The organism is Aliterella atlantica CENA595, assembly GCF_000952155.1.
Lineage (GTDB): Bacteria > Cyanobacteriota > Cyanobacteriia > Cyanobacteriales > Chroococcidiopsidaceae > Aliterella > Aliterella atlantica.
The window spans coordinates 89,025-103,732 of sequence record NZ_JYON01000021.1 but is presented as its reverse complement, the minus strand read 5'-3'; the positions used below and the strand labels follow the sequence as shown (position 1 = coordinate 103,732).

Annotated in this window: 15 protein-coding genes and 1 pseudogene; 9 read left to right on the top strand and 7 right to left on the bottom strand. The window is 42.3% G+C overall.

The annotated features are described in order from the left end of the window. Positions 1-100 precede the first annotated feature (100 nt). Positions 101-235 carry a PIN domain-containing protein gene (locus UH38_RS27945; protein WP_268748900.1) on the bottom strand — a complete coding sequence of 45 codons (135 nt, stop codon included), beginning with the start codon at positions 233-235 and terminating at the stop codon, positions 101-103. Next, positions 232-447, bottom strand: coding sequence for a hypothetical protein (locus UH38_RS17690; RefSeq protein WP_045056007.1), 216 nt, complete (start codon positions 445-447; stop codon positions 232-234). The genes UH38_RS27945 and UH38_RS17690 overlap by 4 nt, the downstream gene beginning before the upstream one ends. A gap of 519 nt (positions 448-966) precedes the next feature. Here UH38_RS17690 and UH38_RS17685 point away from each other — a divergent pair. The 3 genes and pseudogenes from UH38_RS17685 to thiL all read left to right on the top strand — a co-directional run. Further along, positions 967-2,262, top strand: a pseudogene (locus tag UH38_RS17685) (Hsp70 family protein); the annotation flags it as partial. Between the two features lie 476 nt (positions 2,263-2,738). Further along, positions 2,739-3,218: a nucleotide exchange factor GrpE gene (locus tag UH38_RS17680; protein WP_045056006.1), complete on the top strand. Its 480-nt coding sequence runs from the start codon at positions 2,739-2,741 to the stop codon at positions 3,216-3,218. 58 nt (positions 3,219-3,276) lie between these two features. Then, positions 3,277-4,272, top strand: coding sequence for a thiamine-phosphate kinase (thiL, locus tag UH38_RS17675; RefSeq protein WP_045056005.1), 996 nt, complete (start codon positions 3,277-3,279; stop codon positions 4,270-4,272). Between the two features lie 142 nt (positions 4,273-4,414). On the opposite strand, the gene UH38_RS17670 is transcribed toward thiL, so the two are convergent. Together UH38_RS17670 and nadD are read right to left on the bottom strand one after the other, a co-directional pair. Continuing rightward, the gene (locus tag UH38_RS17670) at positions 4,415-5,428 is read right to left on the bottom strand and encodes a type I glyceraldehyde-3-phosphate dehydrogenase (protein ID WP_045056004.1); all 1,014 of its coding nucleotides are present in this window, start codon (positions 5,426-5,428) and stop codon (positions 4,415-4,417) included. Positions 5,429-5,554: 126 nt separating this feature from the next. Continuing rightward, positions 5,555-6,136: a nicotinate (nicotinamide) nucleotide adenylyltransferase gene (nadD, locus tag UH38_RS17665; protein ID WP_045056003.1), complete on the bottom strand. Its 582-nt coding sequence runs from the start codon at positions 6,134-6,136 to the stop codon at positions 5,555-5,557. 330 nt (positions 6,137-6,466) lie between these two features. Here nadD and murC point away from each other — a divergent pair, with 330 nt between their 5' ends. The 4 genes from murC to UH38_RS17645 all read left to right on the top strand — a co-directional run bounded on the left by murC (position 6,467) and on the right by UH38_RS17645 (position 10,099). Continuing rightward, entirely contained in the window at positions 6,467-7,939 is a 1,473-nt protein-coding gene (gene murC, locus UH38_RS17660) for a UDP-N-acetylmuramate--L-alanine ligase (protein ID WP_045056002.1), read from the top strand. Between the two features lie 51 nt (positions 7,940-7,990). Then, positions 7,991-8,893 (top strand): UDP-N-acetylmuramate dehydrogenase, encoded by a 903-nt coding sequence (gene murB, locus UH38_RS17655; RefSeq protein ID WP_082065426.1) that lies wholly within the window; start codon positions 7,991-7,993, stop codon positions 8,891-8,893. 187 nt (positions 8,894-9,080) lie between these two features. Continuing rightward, a complete protein-coding gene (locus UH38_RS17650; protein WP_144405711.1) occupies positions 9,081-9,428 on the top strand; it encodes a YbaB/EbfC family nucleoid-associated protein in 348 nt (115 codons plus the stop codon). 194 nt (positions 9,429-9,622) lie between these two features. Then, complete coding sequence (locus tag UH38_RS17645) at positions 9,623-10,099, top strand: low molecular weight protein-tyrosine-phosphatase (RefSeq protein WP_072044943.1); 477 nt, start codon at positions 9,623-9,625, stop codon at positions 10,097-10,099. Here UH38_RS17645 and UH38_RS17640 read toward each other — a convergent pair whose 3' ends face one another. Beyond that, positions 10,100-10,762 (bottom strand): response regulator transcription factor, encoded by a 663-nt coding sequence (locus tag UH38_RS17640; RefSeq protein ID WP_045055998.1) that lies wholly within the window; start codon positions 10,760-10,762, stop codon positions 10,100-10,102. It abuts the gene before it with no gap. Between the two features lie 328 nt (positions 10,763-11,090). On the opposite strand from UH38_RS17640, the gene smpB reads away from it, so the two are divergent. Further along, complete coding sequence (smpB, locus tag UH38_RS17635) at positions 11,091-11,558, top strand: SsrA-binding protein SmpB (RefSeq protein ID WP_045055997.1); 468 nt, start codon at positions 11,091-11,093, stop codon at positions 11,556-11,558. 176 nt (positions 11,559-11,734) lie between these two features. Continuing rightward, positions 11,735-12,028: a WGxxGxxG family protein gene (locus tag UH38_RS17630; RefSeq protein WP_045055996.1), complete on the top strand. Its 294-nt coding sequence runs from the start codon at positions 11,735-11,737 to the stop codon at positions 12,026-12,028. Positions 12,029-12,088: 60 nt separating this feature from the next. On the opposite strand, the gene UH38_RS17625 is transcribed toward UH38_RS17630, so the two are convergent. Continuing rightward, positions 12,089-12,337, bottom strand: coding sequence for a hypothetical protein (locus UH38_RS17625; RefSeq protein WP_045055995.1), 249 nt, complete (start codon positions 12,335-12,337; stop codon positions 12,089-12,091). A 3-nt stretch (positions 12,338-12,340) separates the two neighbouring features. Continuing rightward, entirely contained in the window at positions 12,341-14,686 is a 2,346-nt protein-coding gene (gene recJ, locus UH38_RS17620; protein ID WP_045055994.1) for a single-stranded-DNA-specific exonuclease RecJ, read from the bottom strand. Between the last annotated feature and the right edge of the window lie 22 nt (positions 14,687-14,708).

Here is a 14,708-nt window from a genome sequence, read left to right as displayed (position 1 = left end):
TATTATCCGCAATATCGCTATTAATCTTGCTCGTCAGGGTGGTTATAATTCTTTGACCAAGGCGGAACGCTTTCTTGCCCATGACATTGACAAACTATTTTTACTTATAGAATGAATTATCCCTGATACCTAAGCCTTGTGTCTCCAGTCCTTGGATGTAGTCATAATAATCTTGGGTAAGCCGAGGATCTCCATGAATCCACCAAACCCAAATATGAGTGTCAAGCACAATCATTGTGCAACTTCCCAATCATCATGAGCTACAGGTTCGGTTGGATCGATATATTGAACAGCCGTACCACGCAGAGGATATCTGTTTTGCTCAGATGTTTTATTTGTTTGAGATAGAACAATTACTTCTACTTGTTCGCCAGAATGAAAAGGCAAGTTTTTGAGGATGAGTGTGCCGTCAAGTTCAACAGTAGTTTCGACGCGGTGAGCGATCATAATTAGCTTCCTCAAGATAGGAGAGTAGCAATATTCTATCTTCGTCTATAGATTTGGTAGACACGTTTCGCAACTTCTTCACGACTTGAAAGGATCGCTCGCATAGACTAACTTTATCCGCTACGCCATCTCTCTTGTAATTCCTCATAAGATCTTACAAAATTAAGCAGGATGAGCGCTGCCCACTCTACAGCTATATTTCTACAACATCAGTCTTGCCTCTTTTGCAAGCGATCGCCGAATTTATCCTCGCCCAGCAATTCAACACGAGATAGAGCAAGGAACAGGTGTTTTATTTTTAAGCACATAAAACTATAAAAAGCCTGTTAAAGCGCGATTACAATTTAACGAGAGTTTTTCCCTACTTACCGTATTTTCACTGGAGCCATTTTAATAACTCATTTGCCTTAATTGGATAGTTATTTGCAATTAGGCTGCGTTGCTGTTCTATTTCTGCCTAAAAAGTAGGTGATGTAGCAGTGCTGGCATAAGGCAGTTATATAAATTTACAACAAAATTATGGGTAAAGCGATCGGCATAGATTTGGGGACAACTAACTCCGTTGCAGCTTTTAAGTTAGAGCGTGTTGAGGTAGTCACAGCAGACGATAATACGCCACCAGATCGAAAATTAACTAGATCGGTAGTAGCGCATGACCAAAGCAATATAGTGGTTGGAGAGAAAGCTTATAACAACTTACTGCACGATCCAGAAAACACAATTATTTCTATCAAACGCTTAATGGGTCGTGGCTTCAGCGATCCAGCAGTACAGAAGCAACAGTCTCACTACGCTTATAAAATTATCAAGCCAGAATCAGGTACAGATAACAGCCTTGCAGTTTTATTAGGAGGCAAAGAATATCAACCGGAAGATATTTCTGCTGAGATCCTCAAAAAAGTCGTGCAGAATGCTAAATGCCATTTGCAAAAACAAGGTAAAGCAGGAGAGGCAATCGATCAAGCTGTAATAACTATTCCAGCATACTTTAATGACAAACAACGCCATGCCACCCGTACCGCTGCCCTGAAAGCTGGGCTGACACCCTTAGAACTACTTGCTGAACCTACTGCTGCTGCCATCTCCTATAGTTATTCGCCAGATGATGAAGATGCAAAAACAATTCTAGTTTATGACTTTGGTGGTGGTACTTTTGATGCTTGCCTAGTTACAGCCGTTGGCTCTTCATTTATTGAGTCAGGAAAAGCTGGAGATTTGTGGTTAGGTGGGGACGATATTGATTCACAACTTATTAAATTTGTCAAAGAACAAGTTGCCAAGCAAGAGGGAATATCAGACATCGACAGCTTAATTGATAAAATGCCGCACTATCAAAAGGTACGTTTTAATGGAGAGTTAAAGATTGCTGTAGAACGTGCCAAAATCGACTTGAGTAGTGCTAGCGTAGCCACGATCGCTCCTTCCACCCCTTTACTAGATGAGCTAGGAATTGCTGTACCTGTAGAAGTAGAAATATCTCGCCAGCATTTTGAACCAATGATTGCACCCTTGGTAGAACGTTCTATCAAGATTTGCCATGAGGCACTACACTTGTCAGAACATACCCCAAACGATGTAGATGTAGTGCTGTTGTTAGGCGGTTCTTCGCAAATTCCCTACGTGCAGAAAAAAGTTCGAGAAGCATTTGGAAAAGATAAGGTTGTTGTGCATCCTCGACCTATGTACGCAGTGGCAGAGGGCGCAGCTATTGTAGCCGCAGGACTAACTGATAAGGCGACAACTGTTGCTCGTGACTATTACATCAAACTTGAGTCCGACGAGCAGCGCTATAAAATCATTGATAAACGTGATATGAGTAATTCTAATCCTAATTCTCTCAATCCCTACGATATTTTAGGTGTTTCGCAAGCTGCCTCAAAAGCTGAAATCACTAAAGCTATGGCAACGGCAATGAAGAAGAAGCAATATCCAGTGGAAGTTATTGCCAAAGCCCAAAAATGCCTCCTGAAGGCTGAAGAACGCATTATTGCTGACTATTTGCGTCCAGTATTACCAATAATCAAACGATTTAAACACAGCGATTTATCTGCTTTAGAACAGCCAGAGCCTACATTGGTTTTGCTGGCAGAATTTGATGGACTAGAGGAAGCAGTTAATCAAGCTGCTGATGAAGAACGCATAGCATGGCTAGCCTTAGATTCAACTGAAGTAACAAATGAACCTAGTAATCAATCTGTGTTTACAAGTGTCTGCTAAACATTGGTGATTTTCCTACCCAAGTGCAAACTTAAACAAAAAAGTAATGTTACTACCATATAGAGAGAACTAGCGTGTCTGATACAACTCAAAACTTTACTATTTCTCAAGAATTGCGAGATTTGCTGATTAAAGAAATTGGCAGTTTAAATAAGCAAAATGTCTCAATGCAACAATCTTTACGAGAACAGCAAACCCAAGCATCAGCAGAAAGCGAAGACCTTTTCTTAGAACTATTAGAAGTTGGGGATGCTTTAGAAGCATTGCTCGATTACCTAGCGAATAATCCCGATCCTAGTCCTGAGTTTCTACGACGGTTTCCCAAGTCTTCAGGAGCAGTTCAGCGCAAATTTCTAAGCGTTCTCAAGAAGCGCCAAGTAATCCCGATAGAACTAGAAGGAACGCAGCCAAATTTTGACTTATGTCGCGTAGTTGACCGAGAAGTAAGAGCCGATTTAGCGGATCGAACAATTACTAAAGTTGTGCGCCAAGGATTTCACGTAGGTGATAAAGTTCTACGCCCAACAGAGATAATTACGTCTAAACCAAGTTGAATAATTCTCCTTGACTTATAAAAATTTGTCTGAAGTCAAGAATAGATAATTTTACATAGTGACTGATTTAAAAATTAGAGATATTGGCGAAAAAGGTCTTTTACAAAGATTGCAGCGCTATTGCCCTGCTGACATTATTGGCGATGATGCGGCGGTAATGCCAACACAGCCAGGACAAGCTTTAGTTGTAACTACAGATGTACTTGTTGATGGAGTACATTTTAGCGATCGCACTACTTCCCCGCAAGATGTTGGCTGGCGTTCTGCTGCTGCCAATTTATCAGATTTAGCAGCTATGGGCGCTACTCCTTTGGCTATTACTGTCGGTTTAGCATTGCCTAGTGATGTTGCTGTTGACTGGGTAGAAAAACTGTATCAAGGCATGAATCAATGCTTGCAGCAATATAATACTGCTATTGTCGGCGGAGATATTTGCCGTTCTTCAGTTACTTCTATTGCAATTACCGCTTTTGGGCAAGTTCCGCCGCAGCGCGTTATTCGTCGTAATGCTGCGCGTGTTGGCGATGCAATTGTCATTACTGGCGTTCACGGGGCATCGCGGGCAGGATTAGAATTATTGTTGCACCCAGAATTAGGGCAAAATTTAAGCAATAGCGATCGCTCTTATCTCATCAATGCCCATCAACGTCCCCAACCCCGCCTTGATGTCTTACCTTTGCTGTGGAAAATTGCAGGCGCATCCCCTCGCATTGCTGGAATGGATAGCAGCGACGGTTTAGCTGATGCTGTTTTACAGATATGTCAAATGAGCGGTGTGGGCGCACATATCGAGCAGCAAAATATTCCTATTCCTAACTCCCTTGCCGATTTATCCCCAAAAAAAGCCTTAGATTACGTTTTATATGGCGGCGAAGACTTTGAATTAGTGCTGTGTATGCAACCAATACAAGCTCAAGAATTTGTGCAAAAACTGGGCAATGGTGCGGCAATTATCGGCAACATTACAGCTACTTCTAGCGTAATAATGAGCGATCGCACTAATCAAAACCCCGACGAGGTACTTAACCTCAATCGGGGCTTTCAACATTTTTAGCAGCGCTTGAAACCGTAGTTACACAGTTAAAACCAACATATACAAGTTTCACAGGATCTAGCTTCCCATATAAAAACCAATCACTGCATAACTGGTCACTGGTCACTGGTCACTGGTCACTGTATTTTACTGGTCACTGTTTTTACTGCCACTTTGTAGCGACTAATTCAGCCAAATCCACAACACGCTGACTGTAACCCCATTCGTTGTCATACCAAGCCATAACCTTAACCATGTCATTGCCCATAACCATTGTTAAGCTAGCATCCACAATTGAGGATGCATCATGACCTTTATAGTCGGATGAAACTAACGGTAAGTCACTGTATTCTAAAATGCCCTTAAGCGAATTTTCTGCCGCTTCCTGGAGAACTTGGTTTACTTCTTCAGCAAACGTATGCTTCTCAACTTGAATTACCAAATCTACCATCGATACGTTTGGAGTTGGTACGCGCAAAGCAACACCATTTAGCTTACCTTTCAATTCTGGTAATACCAAAGCTACTGCTTTAGCTGCACCAGTTGAAGTTGGGACAATATTCATTGCCGCTGCTCTTGCCCGTCTTACATCTCTGTGGCTAGCATCTAATAGACGCTGATCTCCTGTGTAACTGTGGGTAGTGGTCATTGTGCCTTTGATAATGCCAAACTTCTCGTGCAAAACTTTGGCAATTGGCGCTAAACAGTTAGTAGTACAGCTAGCATTGCTAATGACAACGTGCTTGCTGTGGTCGTAGTCTTTGTCATTCACGCCAACTACAAACGTCCCATCATCATTTTTGCCTGGTGCAGTAATTAGCACCTTTTTAGCACCTGCATTTAAATGCTTAGATGCGCCTTCTTTGCTGACAAAAACGCCTGTTGACTCAATAATTAGGTCAATTTCCCAATCTTTCCAAGGCAAATTTTCTGGGTTGCGATCCGACGTACATTTTACGGTCTTACCGTTGACGATAATTGAGTTGTCGTCAGCGCTGATATCAACACCGCGCAACGTCCCCAACATAGTGTCATATCTCAGCAGGTGAGCGTTGGTTCTGGGATCGGAAGTATCATTGATCGCGACTAGATCGATATTACTATTTTCTCGACCCAGCCAGCATCGCATAAAATTGCGCCCGATGCGTCCAAATCCGTTGATCGCGACTCTAATCACAGCGTCTTGCCCTCTGGTGTGTATTGAATAAATTCTTTGGTATTGAACCACATCATATCGCAAAGGGTGGTGTATTATAACCCGCCTACAAACAGTTTTCTAAAAATGCAAGCAATTGATTAGGCTCTAAGCAGAGTATAAGTTGTGTCGCTCGATGTAATCGCCTACAGATTGAGGTACTAAGTGCCGGATAGAACAGCGATCGCGACAATATTGGCGAATCAAGCTAGAAGAAATTTGCACTATTGGCATCGGTAATATCTGCCAGCGTAAATCGTTAAGTTGCTGTACTACTTGCTGAGGAATTTGGGAATTAGTCGTTCGCGGAACAACTACCCATTCATATACAGAAACAAGTTCGTGCCTTTTGCGCCAGCGAGGTAAAGTCATAAAAGCATCTATGCCTAAAATCCAATACCAATGTGTATTAGTGTAAAGATTTGGTAAGGCGATCGCTGCATCAATAGCATCAGTAGTTGATAGATTGTCGATTGGTAGGGTAGAAAAACCTGGACGCTCGGCGATCGCAAGCCGTACCATTTCCAACCGCTCTTTAAATTGCCCAGCAGCTTGTTTGTACGGCGGATCGCAAGTAGGCAGCCAAATTACTTTATCTAAAGATAACTGACTAAAAGCAGTTTCAGCAGCTAATAAGTGTCCCCAGTGAACCGGATCGAACGTACCGCCAAACACGCCAATTCTACGCATACTTACTTTTAACTTTTTTGTCGGCTGCTAACAGTCTGGTTGGAACTGGGTAAATTAGGCAGTATCTATCTAGAAAAATAAAAATGCAAATGCATCTACCCTAAAGCTGATTTTTTGCAAAAATATTGCTAGTATTCGCCTTAAAAATTAGTCGCCAACGCCCTACGTAGACTAGCAAATAGCAGTGATGACGCAGCGATCCTAGCAAAATCTATCTATAGGTACGCGGAAAAATAGCAAAATTAACTACCCGTCAAAATGTAATTCTTGATATGATATCGCGTGACATTCGTACAGTATCTTGTGTTCTGGTGGTGTGTAAGGAGCAAAATGCCAAATTCTGTTGATTTTAGCGGTAAGCCATTTCATTTCATCGGCATTGGTGGAATTGGTATGTCGGCTCTTGCCTATATCCTAGCGGAGCGGAAACTACCCGTATCAGGCTCAGATGTTCGTTCTAGCCATATTACCCAAAGGCTAGAGGCAGTAGGAGCGCATATATTTAACAGCCAAGAAGCAAGCAATCTAGAATTTTTCCGCTCGAAAAAAGACACATCAGAGCGAACGAGCGCAGAGATCGGCAGAAAAACAAATACACCACTGCTATCGACAGTAGATATCCACACACTACCGCAAGTAATTTGTTCGACAGCAATTAATCAAGCTAACTTAGAGTACAAAGCAGCAATAGATTTAGGCTGTGCGGTATTTCATAGGTCGGAATTATTAGCGGCTTTAATTGCAGATTACTCTAGTATTGCCGTTGCTGGGACTCATGGCAAAACTACCACCAGTAGCGCGATCGCTTATATGCTACTGCAAGCAGGCTTAGATCCGACAATTGTAGTCGGCGGCGAAGTAAATGCTTGGGAAGGCAACGCTAGACTGGGAAAAAGCAAGTACCTAGTTGCCGAAGCAGATGAATCAGACGGCTCTTTAGTTAAACTCTCGGCAGAAATTGGCATTATTACCAACATTGAATTAGATCATCCCGATCACTATCACAGTTTAGAGCAGGTAATAGAAACCTTTCAAACCTTTGCAGGGCGCTGTCAGACATTAATTGGCTGCATTGATTGCGCTACAGTACGCGATCGCCTGCAACCAAAAATTAGCTACAGCCTGCACCCAGAAACAAACGCAGATTATACAGTAAGCGATATAGAGTACCGCGCTGATGGGACAACTGCAACAGTATGGGAAAGAGGAAAAGCATTAGGCAAGTTGAATTTGCGCTTGCTCGGCGAACATAATCTTAGTAATGCGATCGCCTCTGTTGCTGTAGGTAGACTACTAAACCTAGATTTTGCCACCATTGCATCTAGTATCGCCAACTTTGAAGGAGCGCGGCGGCGCTTTGAATTACGCGGCGAAGCAAATGGAATTATTTTTATTGATGACTACGCCCATCACCCTAGTGAAATTCGCGCTACGCTAGCATCAGCACGCCTACAAGCCCAGCCAGGAGCTAGAGTCGTAGCAATCTTTCAACCGCATCGTTATAGCCGCACGCTGACGTTTTTAAGCGAGTTTGCTGCAGCTTTTAGAGATGCAGACTTAGTTGTGATTACTGATATATATAGTGCTGGCGAACCTAATTTGGGACAAGTAAGCAGTCAGCAATTAGTTCTACTAATTGGCAAGCGTCACAGCCAAGTCACTTATCAGCCTACTTTAAATGCAGTTTCCCAGTTTCTCTGTCAAAACCTCAACCCTCAAGATATTGCCTTATTTTTAGGAGCGGGAAACCTTAACCAAATCATTCCCGAAACGATCGCTGCAATTCGGCAAAACCCCGATTAAGAATATTTTGCTTGTTCTTCTGTTTACTTACATAAAAATCTGCTTAGTGCCATGACATACATCCCAGCCACTCAGTGCCAAATCAAAGCCCAAGTACCATTAGCAAGTTTAACTTCCTTTCGCGTGGGCGGACCTGCAGAATGGTACGTTGCACCCCGCAATTTGGACGAATTGATTGCTAGCTTTGACTATGCGCGATCGCAAATGCCGATAACTATGTTGGGGGCGGGTTCTAATTTATTAATTAGCGATCGCGGGATTCCTGGGTTGGTAATTGGTACTCGTCACCTGCGCCACACTCAATTTGATGACGAAACAGGTAGAGTTACGGTAGCTGCAGGCGAACCTTTACCGCGTTTGGCGTGGCAAATAGCCGAACGGGGATGGAGTGGATTTGAGTGGGCTGTAGGTATTCCTGGAAGCGTCGGCGGTGCTGTTGTCATGAATGCAGGCGCTCATACAAGCTGTATTGCTGATAGTTTAGTTAGTGCTGAGGTACTGTTGCCTTCTGGAACCTTGCAAACTATGACATTGGAAGATTTAAATTACACTTATCGGACTTCTAGCTTGCAAGGCAAAGATTTATTAGTTACTCAAGCTACTTTTCAGTTTCAACCAGGTGGCGATCGCCAGCAAGTTTTGGCGACAACTAGCCAACACTTAGAACAGCGAAAATTAAGCCAGCCCTATCATTTACCTAGCTGTGGCAGTGTTTTTCGCAACCCCTTACCTTACACTGCGGGTTGGTTGATCGAGCAAACTGGGCTGAAAGGTTATCAAATTGGTGCAGCACAAGTAGCACAACGTCATGCCAATTTTATTCTTAACTGCGGTGGCGCTACAGCTAACGATATCTTTAACCTAATTAGTCACGTTCAGCAAAAAGTTCAGCAAAATTGGACTGTATGTTTACACCCAGAGGTGAGAATGTTGGGCGAGTTTCAGCCTGTTTAGGACAAAGGGGAATTTCAATAATTCGTAATTCGTAATTATAAGAGTATAGGGGAGACAAGGAAGACACAATATAAAAATAATCATCTCCCCCTGCTCCCCCTGCTTCCCCTGCTCTCTTTTCCCCGATCGCCTCGCTACGCATCTATAATTTAGTGGAACTTTAAATCAATTACTACACGGTCAAATAATCATGTCAAAAGGACAGGGCTTTGGATTTGGGTTAGGCAAAATGAAGGAATTAGCTGATGCTTTCAAAAAAGCCCAGCAAGTTCAAGAAAATGCTAAGAAGCTTCAAGAAGAATTGGAGCAAATGGAAATATTAGGCGAATCTGGTGGTGGGCTAGTTAAAGTAGTTCTCAGCGGCAATCAAGAACCCCGACGAGTAGAAATTTCGCCAGATGCAGCCAGTGAAGGTGCTGAAGTGCTTTCGGACTTGGTAACAGCAGCTATGAAAGATGCTTATAACAAATCTACAGCAACAATGCGCGAACGAATGGAAGAATTGACAAGCGGACTGGAATTACCTGGGATGTAAATGTTTTAGAGTGCAGCGCTAGCAACAAACACGGTGCTAGCACTCTTAAAAGCAATTATACTTATATTTCAATAACTGAGACAAATTCTTAATGCGCGAGGATACAAGTCTCGCCTTTTTATCTAAATAGAAAGAAAAATCTTTCCAGCTTCCGTAGATAAAATTGGATGTTGAATTATAGATTATGAATTACTATGACCAAACTTCTATTTGTCTGTCTTGGTAATATATGCCGATCGCCGACAGCAGAAAATATTATGAATTATTTAGTCGCACAGGCACATTTGGCAAGTAGCATTACTTGCGATTCGGTGGGTACGGCTAGCTATCATATCGGTAGCCCTCCAGATCGACGGATGAGTACAGCCGCAGCTAGTAAACTAGGGCTAAAATTGTTAGGTCAAGCCAGGCAACTGCAAAAGTCAGATTTAGCCAATTTCGATCTTATCTTAGCGATGGACGCTGAGAACTATCGAGATATTCTTGCTCTCGATCCAAGCGGACAATACAAGCACAAAGTTCATCTGATGTGCGAATTTTGCTCCAAACATACAGATAAAGAAGTCCCAGATCCTTATTATGGAGGACCTGAAGGATTTAATTACGTTATCGATTTATTGCTTGATGCTTGCTCTGGACTATTAACGCAAATTGAGCGAGCAAGCAGTTAGTTAATCTACCAAACGATGCTTGAGGGCAAAACCTACTAATTCAGCGCGGTTGCTAGTTTCAGTTTTCCGCAATAGGCTACTGACGTACTTTTCTACAGTACGGGAACTTAAGTGTAATTGACTGCCAATTTCGGCGTTAGAAAGTCCTTTAACGAGTAGTTCTACTACTTGTCGTTCTCTATTTGTCAGATGCAAAGACAGAGCGCAGCTATTGGTAGGTGCGATCGCATTACTTTGCATAAAAGCACGTAAAGTCTCTGTCAGAGACACGCGATAATCTGAATGGAGGGCTTGCGATCTCTCTAACAAGTTTTGAATCGCTGCACCTAATTCTTTAAGTTCAAAAGGTTTAGGCAAGTAAAGATCGCATCCTGAATGATAACCTTTAATCCTCTCTTCAGTTTCATTGTGAGCGCTGAGAAATATCACTGGTAGTAAGCGAAATACTGGGTGCTGGCGAACTTGTCTTACTAATTCGTAACCGTTCATGCGCGGCATGACAATATCTGTCACCATCAAATGCGGGTGATATTCTTCTACCATCGCCAGCGCCGCTTGACCATCATCTGCCATGATCACGGAATAGCCATACATTTCCAGGTAGTCGCCGATCGCTAAACGAGTCCCTAGATCGTCATCAGCAACAAGGATCGTCAAGGTCATGATCTAGAACTAAGGTTTATAACTAATAACTGTAACTAAAACAATAAATAAGCCTGATTTATATATCCTATCGATAAATTTCCCTAATAGATCGCTATCATTGCATTCTCCAAAAATAAAAAAGTTATCCACAAGCAATTCAAAAAAGCATCAAACAAAAGGAGGAAATTGCTTTACCTATGATATGCCCAATCTAGATAAATTTACTCTATAACAATGCTGCCTTGCTAACTTGTAGCAATAAATAGCCCAATAGTTAGAGTTTTTGATTAATATGGATAAATTGCTTCATATCTAAAGATAAAAAATGAAGCTGGATTAAGCGTACATGAGCGACAAGAGCGAAAGTTATAAAGTAGTTAGCGATAATCGTCAAGCCCGCTATCAATATGAAATCCTGGAAACCTACGAAGCAGGAGTTCAACTGATGGGAACCGAAGTGAAGTCAATTCGAGAGGGCAAAGCTAACCTCCAAGATGGATATGCCCTAATCCGTAATGGTGAAGTTTGGCTAATTAACGTGCATATTTCTCCTTATACAGGTAGTGGTAAGTATTTTAATCACGAACCGCGCCGCAACCGCAAATTATTACTCCATCGTCAAGAAATTCGCAAACTGATTGGCAAAGTAGAACAGCAAGGCTTAACATTGGTAGCTTTAAAAATGTATCTCAAGAAAGGTTTAGTTAAAGTTACTATCGGGCTGTGTCGAGGCAAAAAGCTACATGACAAGCGAGAAGATTTGAAGCGCCGTCAAGACCAACGCGATATTCAGCGAGCAATGAAAAATTATTAAATAATATAACTAATTTATCTATGTCCAAAAGTTAGCATTTGACACTGTTATCAGCGTTTTGGTATCTCTTTGGTATGAATCTTGTAGGCTATAACTTTCTAGCTGAAGATTGATTTTACTTAAAAGTAGAACAGATAAGTTGGTTATAGCCCATTAGTAAAAAGGAATTCCAAAATATGAAACGTTATAACTTACCAAGCTTAATTGGCGCTAGCGTTATAGGTCTAGGCGTAGCTGTTCTACCTTTATCTCTGCCTGTATCGGCACAAACTGATACTGCTCCTGGCACAACTACCACAGCACCAACTCAAGGCACAGCAGACACAAATACAGGCGATCGCGATTTTGATTGGGGTTGGCTAGGATTAATCGGCTTGGCAGGATTGGCAGGTTTGTCTCGTAAGCACGAGGAACCCACACGTTACCGCGATCCAGATCCAGTAAGTACAACACCTGGATACAGAGAATAGAAAGCAAATGACGTTGTAATTTTGTTCAAAGTGAAAAAATCGAGATTTCACAATTAGCATTCAAAATATGTAGAATAAAAAAGCCTCAGAATTTGAATGAGGCTTTATTAATGCCGAGAATTTAATTTTTTTGAGTCTTAAACGGCGATCGCAATTTAACGGTTCCAAGGTTTTGTTGTTCGCCATAATTGCCGCTACGCGATAAGCGATCGTAGCTTCATTATAAAATAATTTATTACTTAGCATGAAGTAGGGTGCGTTGTTCGCAACGCACCCTACAAGCTCGGTGGATTGCCCTAAACGTGGCATATTTTATATTTCCTCGACAATTTCCTGAGCTACGATTAGGGCGATCGTAGCTAAAGGAACCGTACAAAAATATTGACGCTGAAATTGCTCTTCTTTTACCGCAGCTATAAATTGATCGATTGTTTGCAAGCACTGGGTATCGGTAATAGTAGCTTTTACTGCAATATTGCTAATTTTAAAAGCTCGATTTTGGAAGCTGACTTTGAAACCCAAATGATGCAATGCTTGAAATCCTAGTTGCAATAAGCGATCGCTAATTCCCAACTTTTCCATTAATTGAGTGCGCGTAACGCTTTGCTGAGTGCGACTGAGATATTTGGCAATACCTACAAGCTTCAGCCAAACTTCACTAGCTGGAATTAAATCGCGAGCATTATATGCGATCGCAAGTTGCTTATGCTCATACAGCGATCGTTCGTACCAAGCTCGTAAATCGTCCCAACTGCTAGGACATTGGCTAACTACTAATAAGTTGTTAGATGCTTGATGCTCTTTATCGCCCTTACGCCAGTCAAGAATCTGCGGCGTAGCTAGCGAATGCGTAGTTTGAATAGTGCTTCTAACCGCAATTAACCGAATTTCGTAGCGATTTTTGTAGGTGTTGTAGTCTAGCTCTACAATACAATCGCAGCGCCCTGGTGGTAGTTCGTGTTTGTAGTGTCCCCACCATATCCCAGGAAAGCTACTATTTGTTGCATCATCTCTAAGATCGAAGTCAGTTTTGATATATTGCAGCTTTTTCCCGCGCAAATCTTGTTCGTTGCGATGCCAAGTATTTTCAAACCAACAATTTTGAATGAGTAATTTGGGTACTAGGTTGCCCATTCCGCAAGGTTCGAGCAATTTTAGTTCCCAAAATAGCGACTTACCCAAATCTGCAACTGTAACTGTCAAATCAGCTTGAATAGTTGGTTTAGCGATCGCTTGACCTAAAGTTTGTCGCAATCTTTGGTTTATTGCTTCTGTAAATAATGGAATATTCTCTACTGGTAAACTCAACCCCGCTGCAAACGGATGTCCCCCAAAGCGGTGCAATAAATGCGCTTGATCTTTAACTAATTGATATAAATCGACTTGGTTCGCAGAACGCGCCGAACCACGCGCTAACAGCGTTGGAGACGTTGCACGCAACGTCTCTACATCTGTACTCAACAAAATCGTCGGGCGACCTGTTTCTTGGGCTATTTGTCCGGCTACTAATCCCAATACACCTACAGCCCATTGCGGATCTTCTAGCACTATAACGTTTGTAGTTGATAAATCTAATTGATTGAGCTTGGCTGCTACTTGCTGTTGTACGTCTTTTTGTAATGATTTGCGGCGAGTGTTAGCAAGTTCGGTATCTTCGGCGAGTTGATAGCAACGCTTAAGATCGCGGCTAGTTAGCAACTCTACGCAAAAAGAAGCATCGCCTTGAATGCGGCTGACAGCATTAATTCTCGGACCTAAACCAAAAGAAATATCAGTGGGGCGATCGCCACTTCTTTTACATAAGTCTAACAGCCTTCCTACTCCTGGTCGTCTTCTTTGGCTTTCTGGTTGCTGCCAATCTTTTTGCATCCTCTCGATCCCGCGTTGCGCTAGATATCGACAATCGCCACTTAATTGCACCAAGTCAGCAATTAAGCCAATAGCTACTAAATCTAGTAAATCGTCTATTGGCTGCTGCGGAACGCCTGGTAATGCTTGATAAAGTGCTTCTACTAACTTGTAAGCAACAGCTACCCCAGAAAGGTGAAATAGTTGATGTTCGCTAGGTAAATAACGCGGATTAATAATTGCTGTAACCGCTGGGCGATCGCTTGGTAAGGTGTGATGATCGGTAACTATGACATCAATACCTAATGACTTGGCATAATTAATCTCATCAATATTAGTGCTGCCAGTATCGCAAGTAACAATCAACTTGCTGCCATTTTGAGCAACTTTGTCAATTCCTTTACTGTTTAACCCGTGAGACTCTGTTAAACGATTGGGGATGTAATAAAATAGCTGCTGATTTCGCTCAAAAAACTGACCTAATCCATCCCATAACACAGCAGTTGAGGTAATCCCGTCTGCGTCGAAATCTCCCCAAATAGTTACCTTTTCATGGCGATCGCGTGCTTGCTGCAATCTATCTACAGCTAGCTGCATTTCTTGCCCAAATACAAATGGACTAGCAGCTTGATACAACTGAGGATTAATAAATCCCGCCAGTTGTTTTACATCTCTAATCCCCCGCTGCCAAAGCAATTGAGCCGCATAACGCCCGTCTACACTGGGAGCGCAGCTTCTTACCGCTTGTAAAAACTCCTCTTTTGGCTCATCTAGTGGTGCAACAAGCCAGTTTTGCAGATGTTCTACCATTGATTAATGCGCGGCTTACCGC

Coding starts and splice junctions, on each gene's coding strand:
- UH38_RS27945 (WP_268748900.1), bottom strand. CDS start 235: ATGATTGTGCTTGACACTCATATTTGGGTTTGGTGGATTCATGGAGAT.
- UH38_RS17690 (WP_045056007.1), bottom strand. CDS start 447: ATGATCGCTCACCGCGTCGAAACTACTGTTGAACTTGACGGCACACTC.
- nadD (WP_045056003.1), bottom strand. CDS start 6,136: ATGCGTAGAATTGGCGTGTTTGGCGGTACGTTCGATCCGGTTCACTGG.
- murC (WP_045056002.1), top strand. CDS start 6,467: ATGCCAAATTCTGTTGATTTTAGCGGTAAGCCATTTCATTTCATCGGC.
- murB (WP_082065426.1), top strand. CDS start 7,991: ATGACATACATCCCAGCCACTCAGTGCCAAATCAAAGCCCAAGTACCA.
- UH38_RS17645 (WP_072044943.1), top strand. CDS start 9,623: ATGACCAAACTTCTATTTGTCTGTCTTGGTAATATATGCCGATCGCCG.
- UH38_RS17640 (WP_045055998.1), bottom strand. CDS start 10,762: ATGACCTTGACGATCCTTGTTGCTGATGACGATCTAGGGACTCGTTTA.
- smpB (WP_045055997.1), top strand. CDS start 11,091: ATGAGCGACAAGAGCGAAAGTTATAAAGTAGTTAGCGATAATCGTCAA.
- UH38_RS17630 (WP_045055996.1), top strand. CDS start 11,735: ATGAAACGTTATAACTTACCAAGCTTAATTGGCGCTAGCGTTATAGGT.
- UH38_RS17625 (WP_045055995.1), bottom strand. CDS start 12,337: ATGCCACGTTTAGGGCAATCCACCGAGCTTGTAGGGTGCGTTGCGAAC.
- recJ (WP_045055994.1), bottom strand. CDS start 14,686: ATGGTAGAACATCTGCAAAACTGGCTTGTTGCACCACTAGATGAGCCA.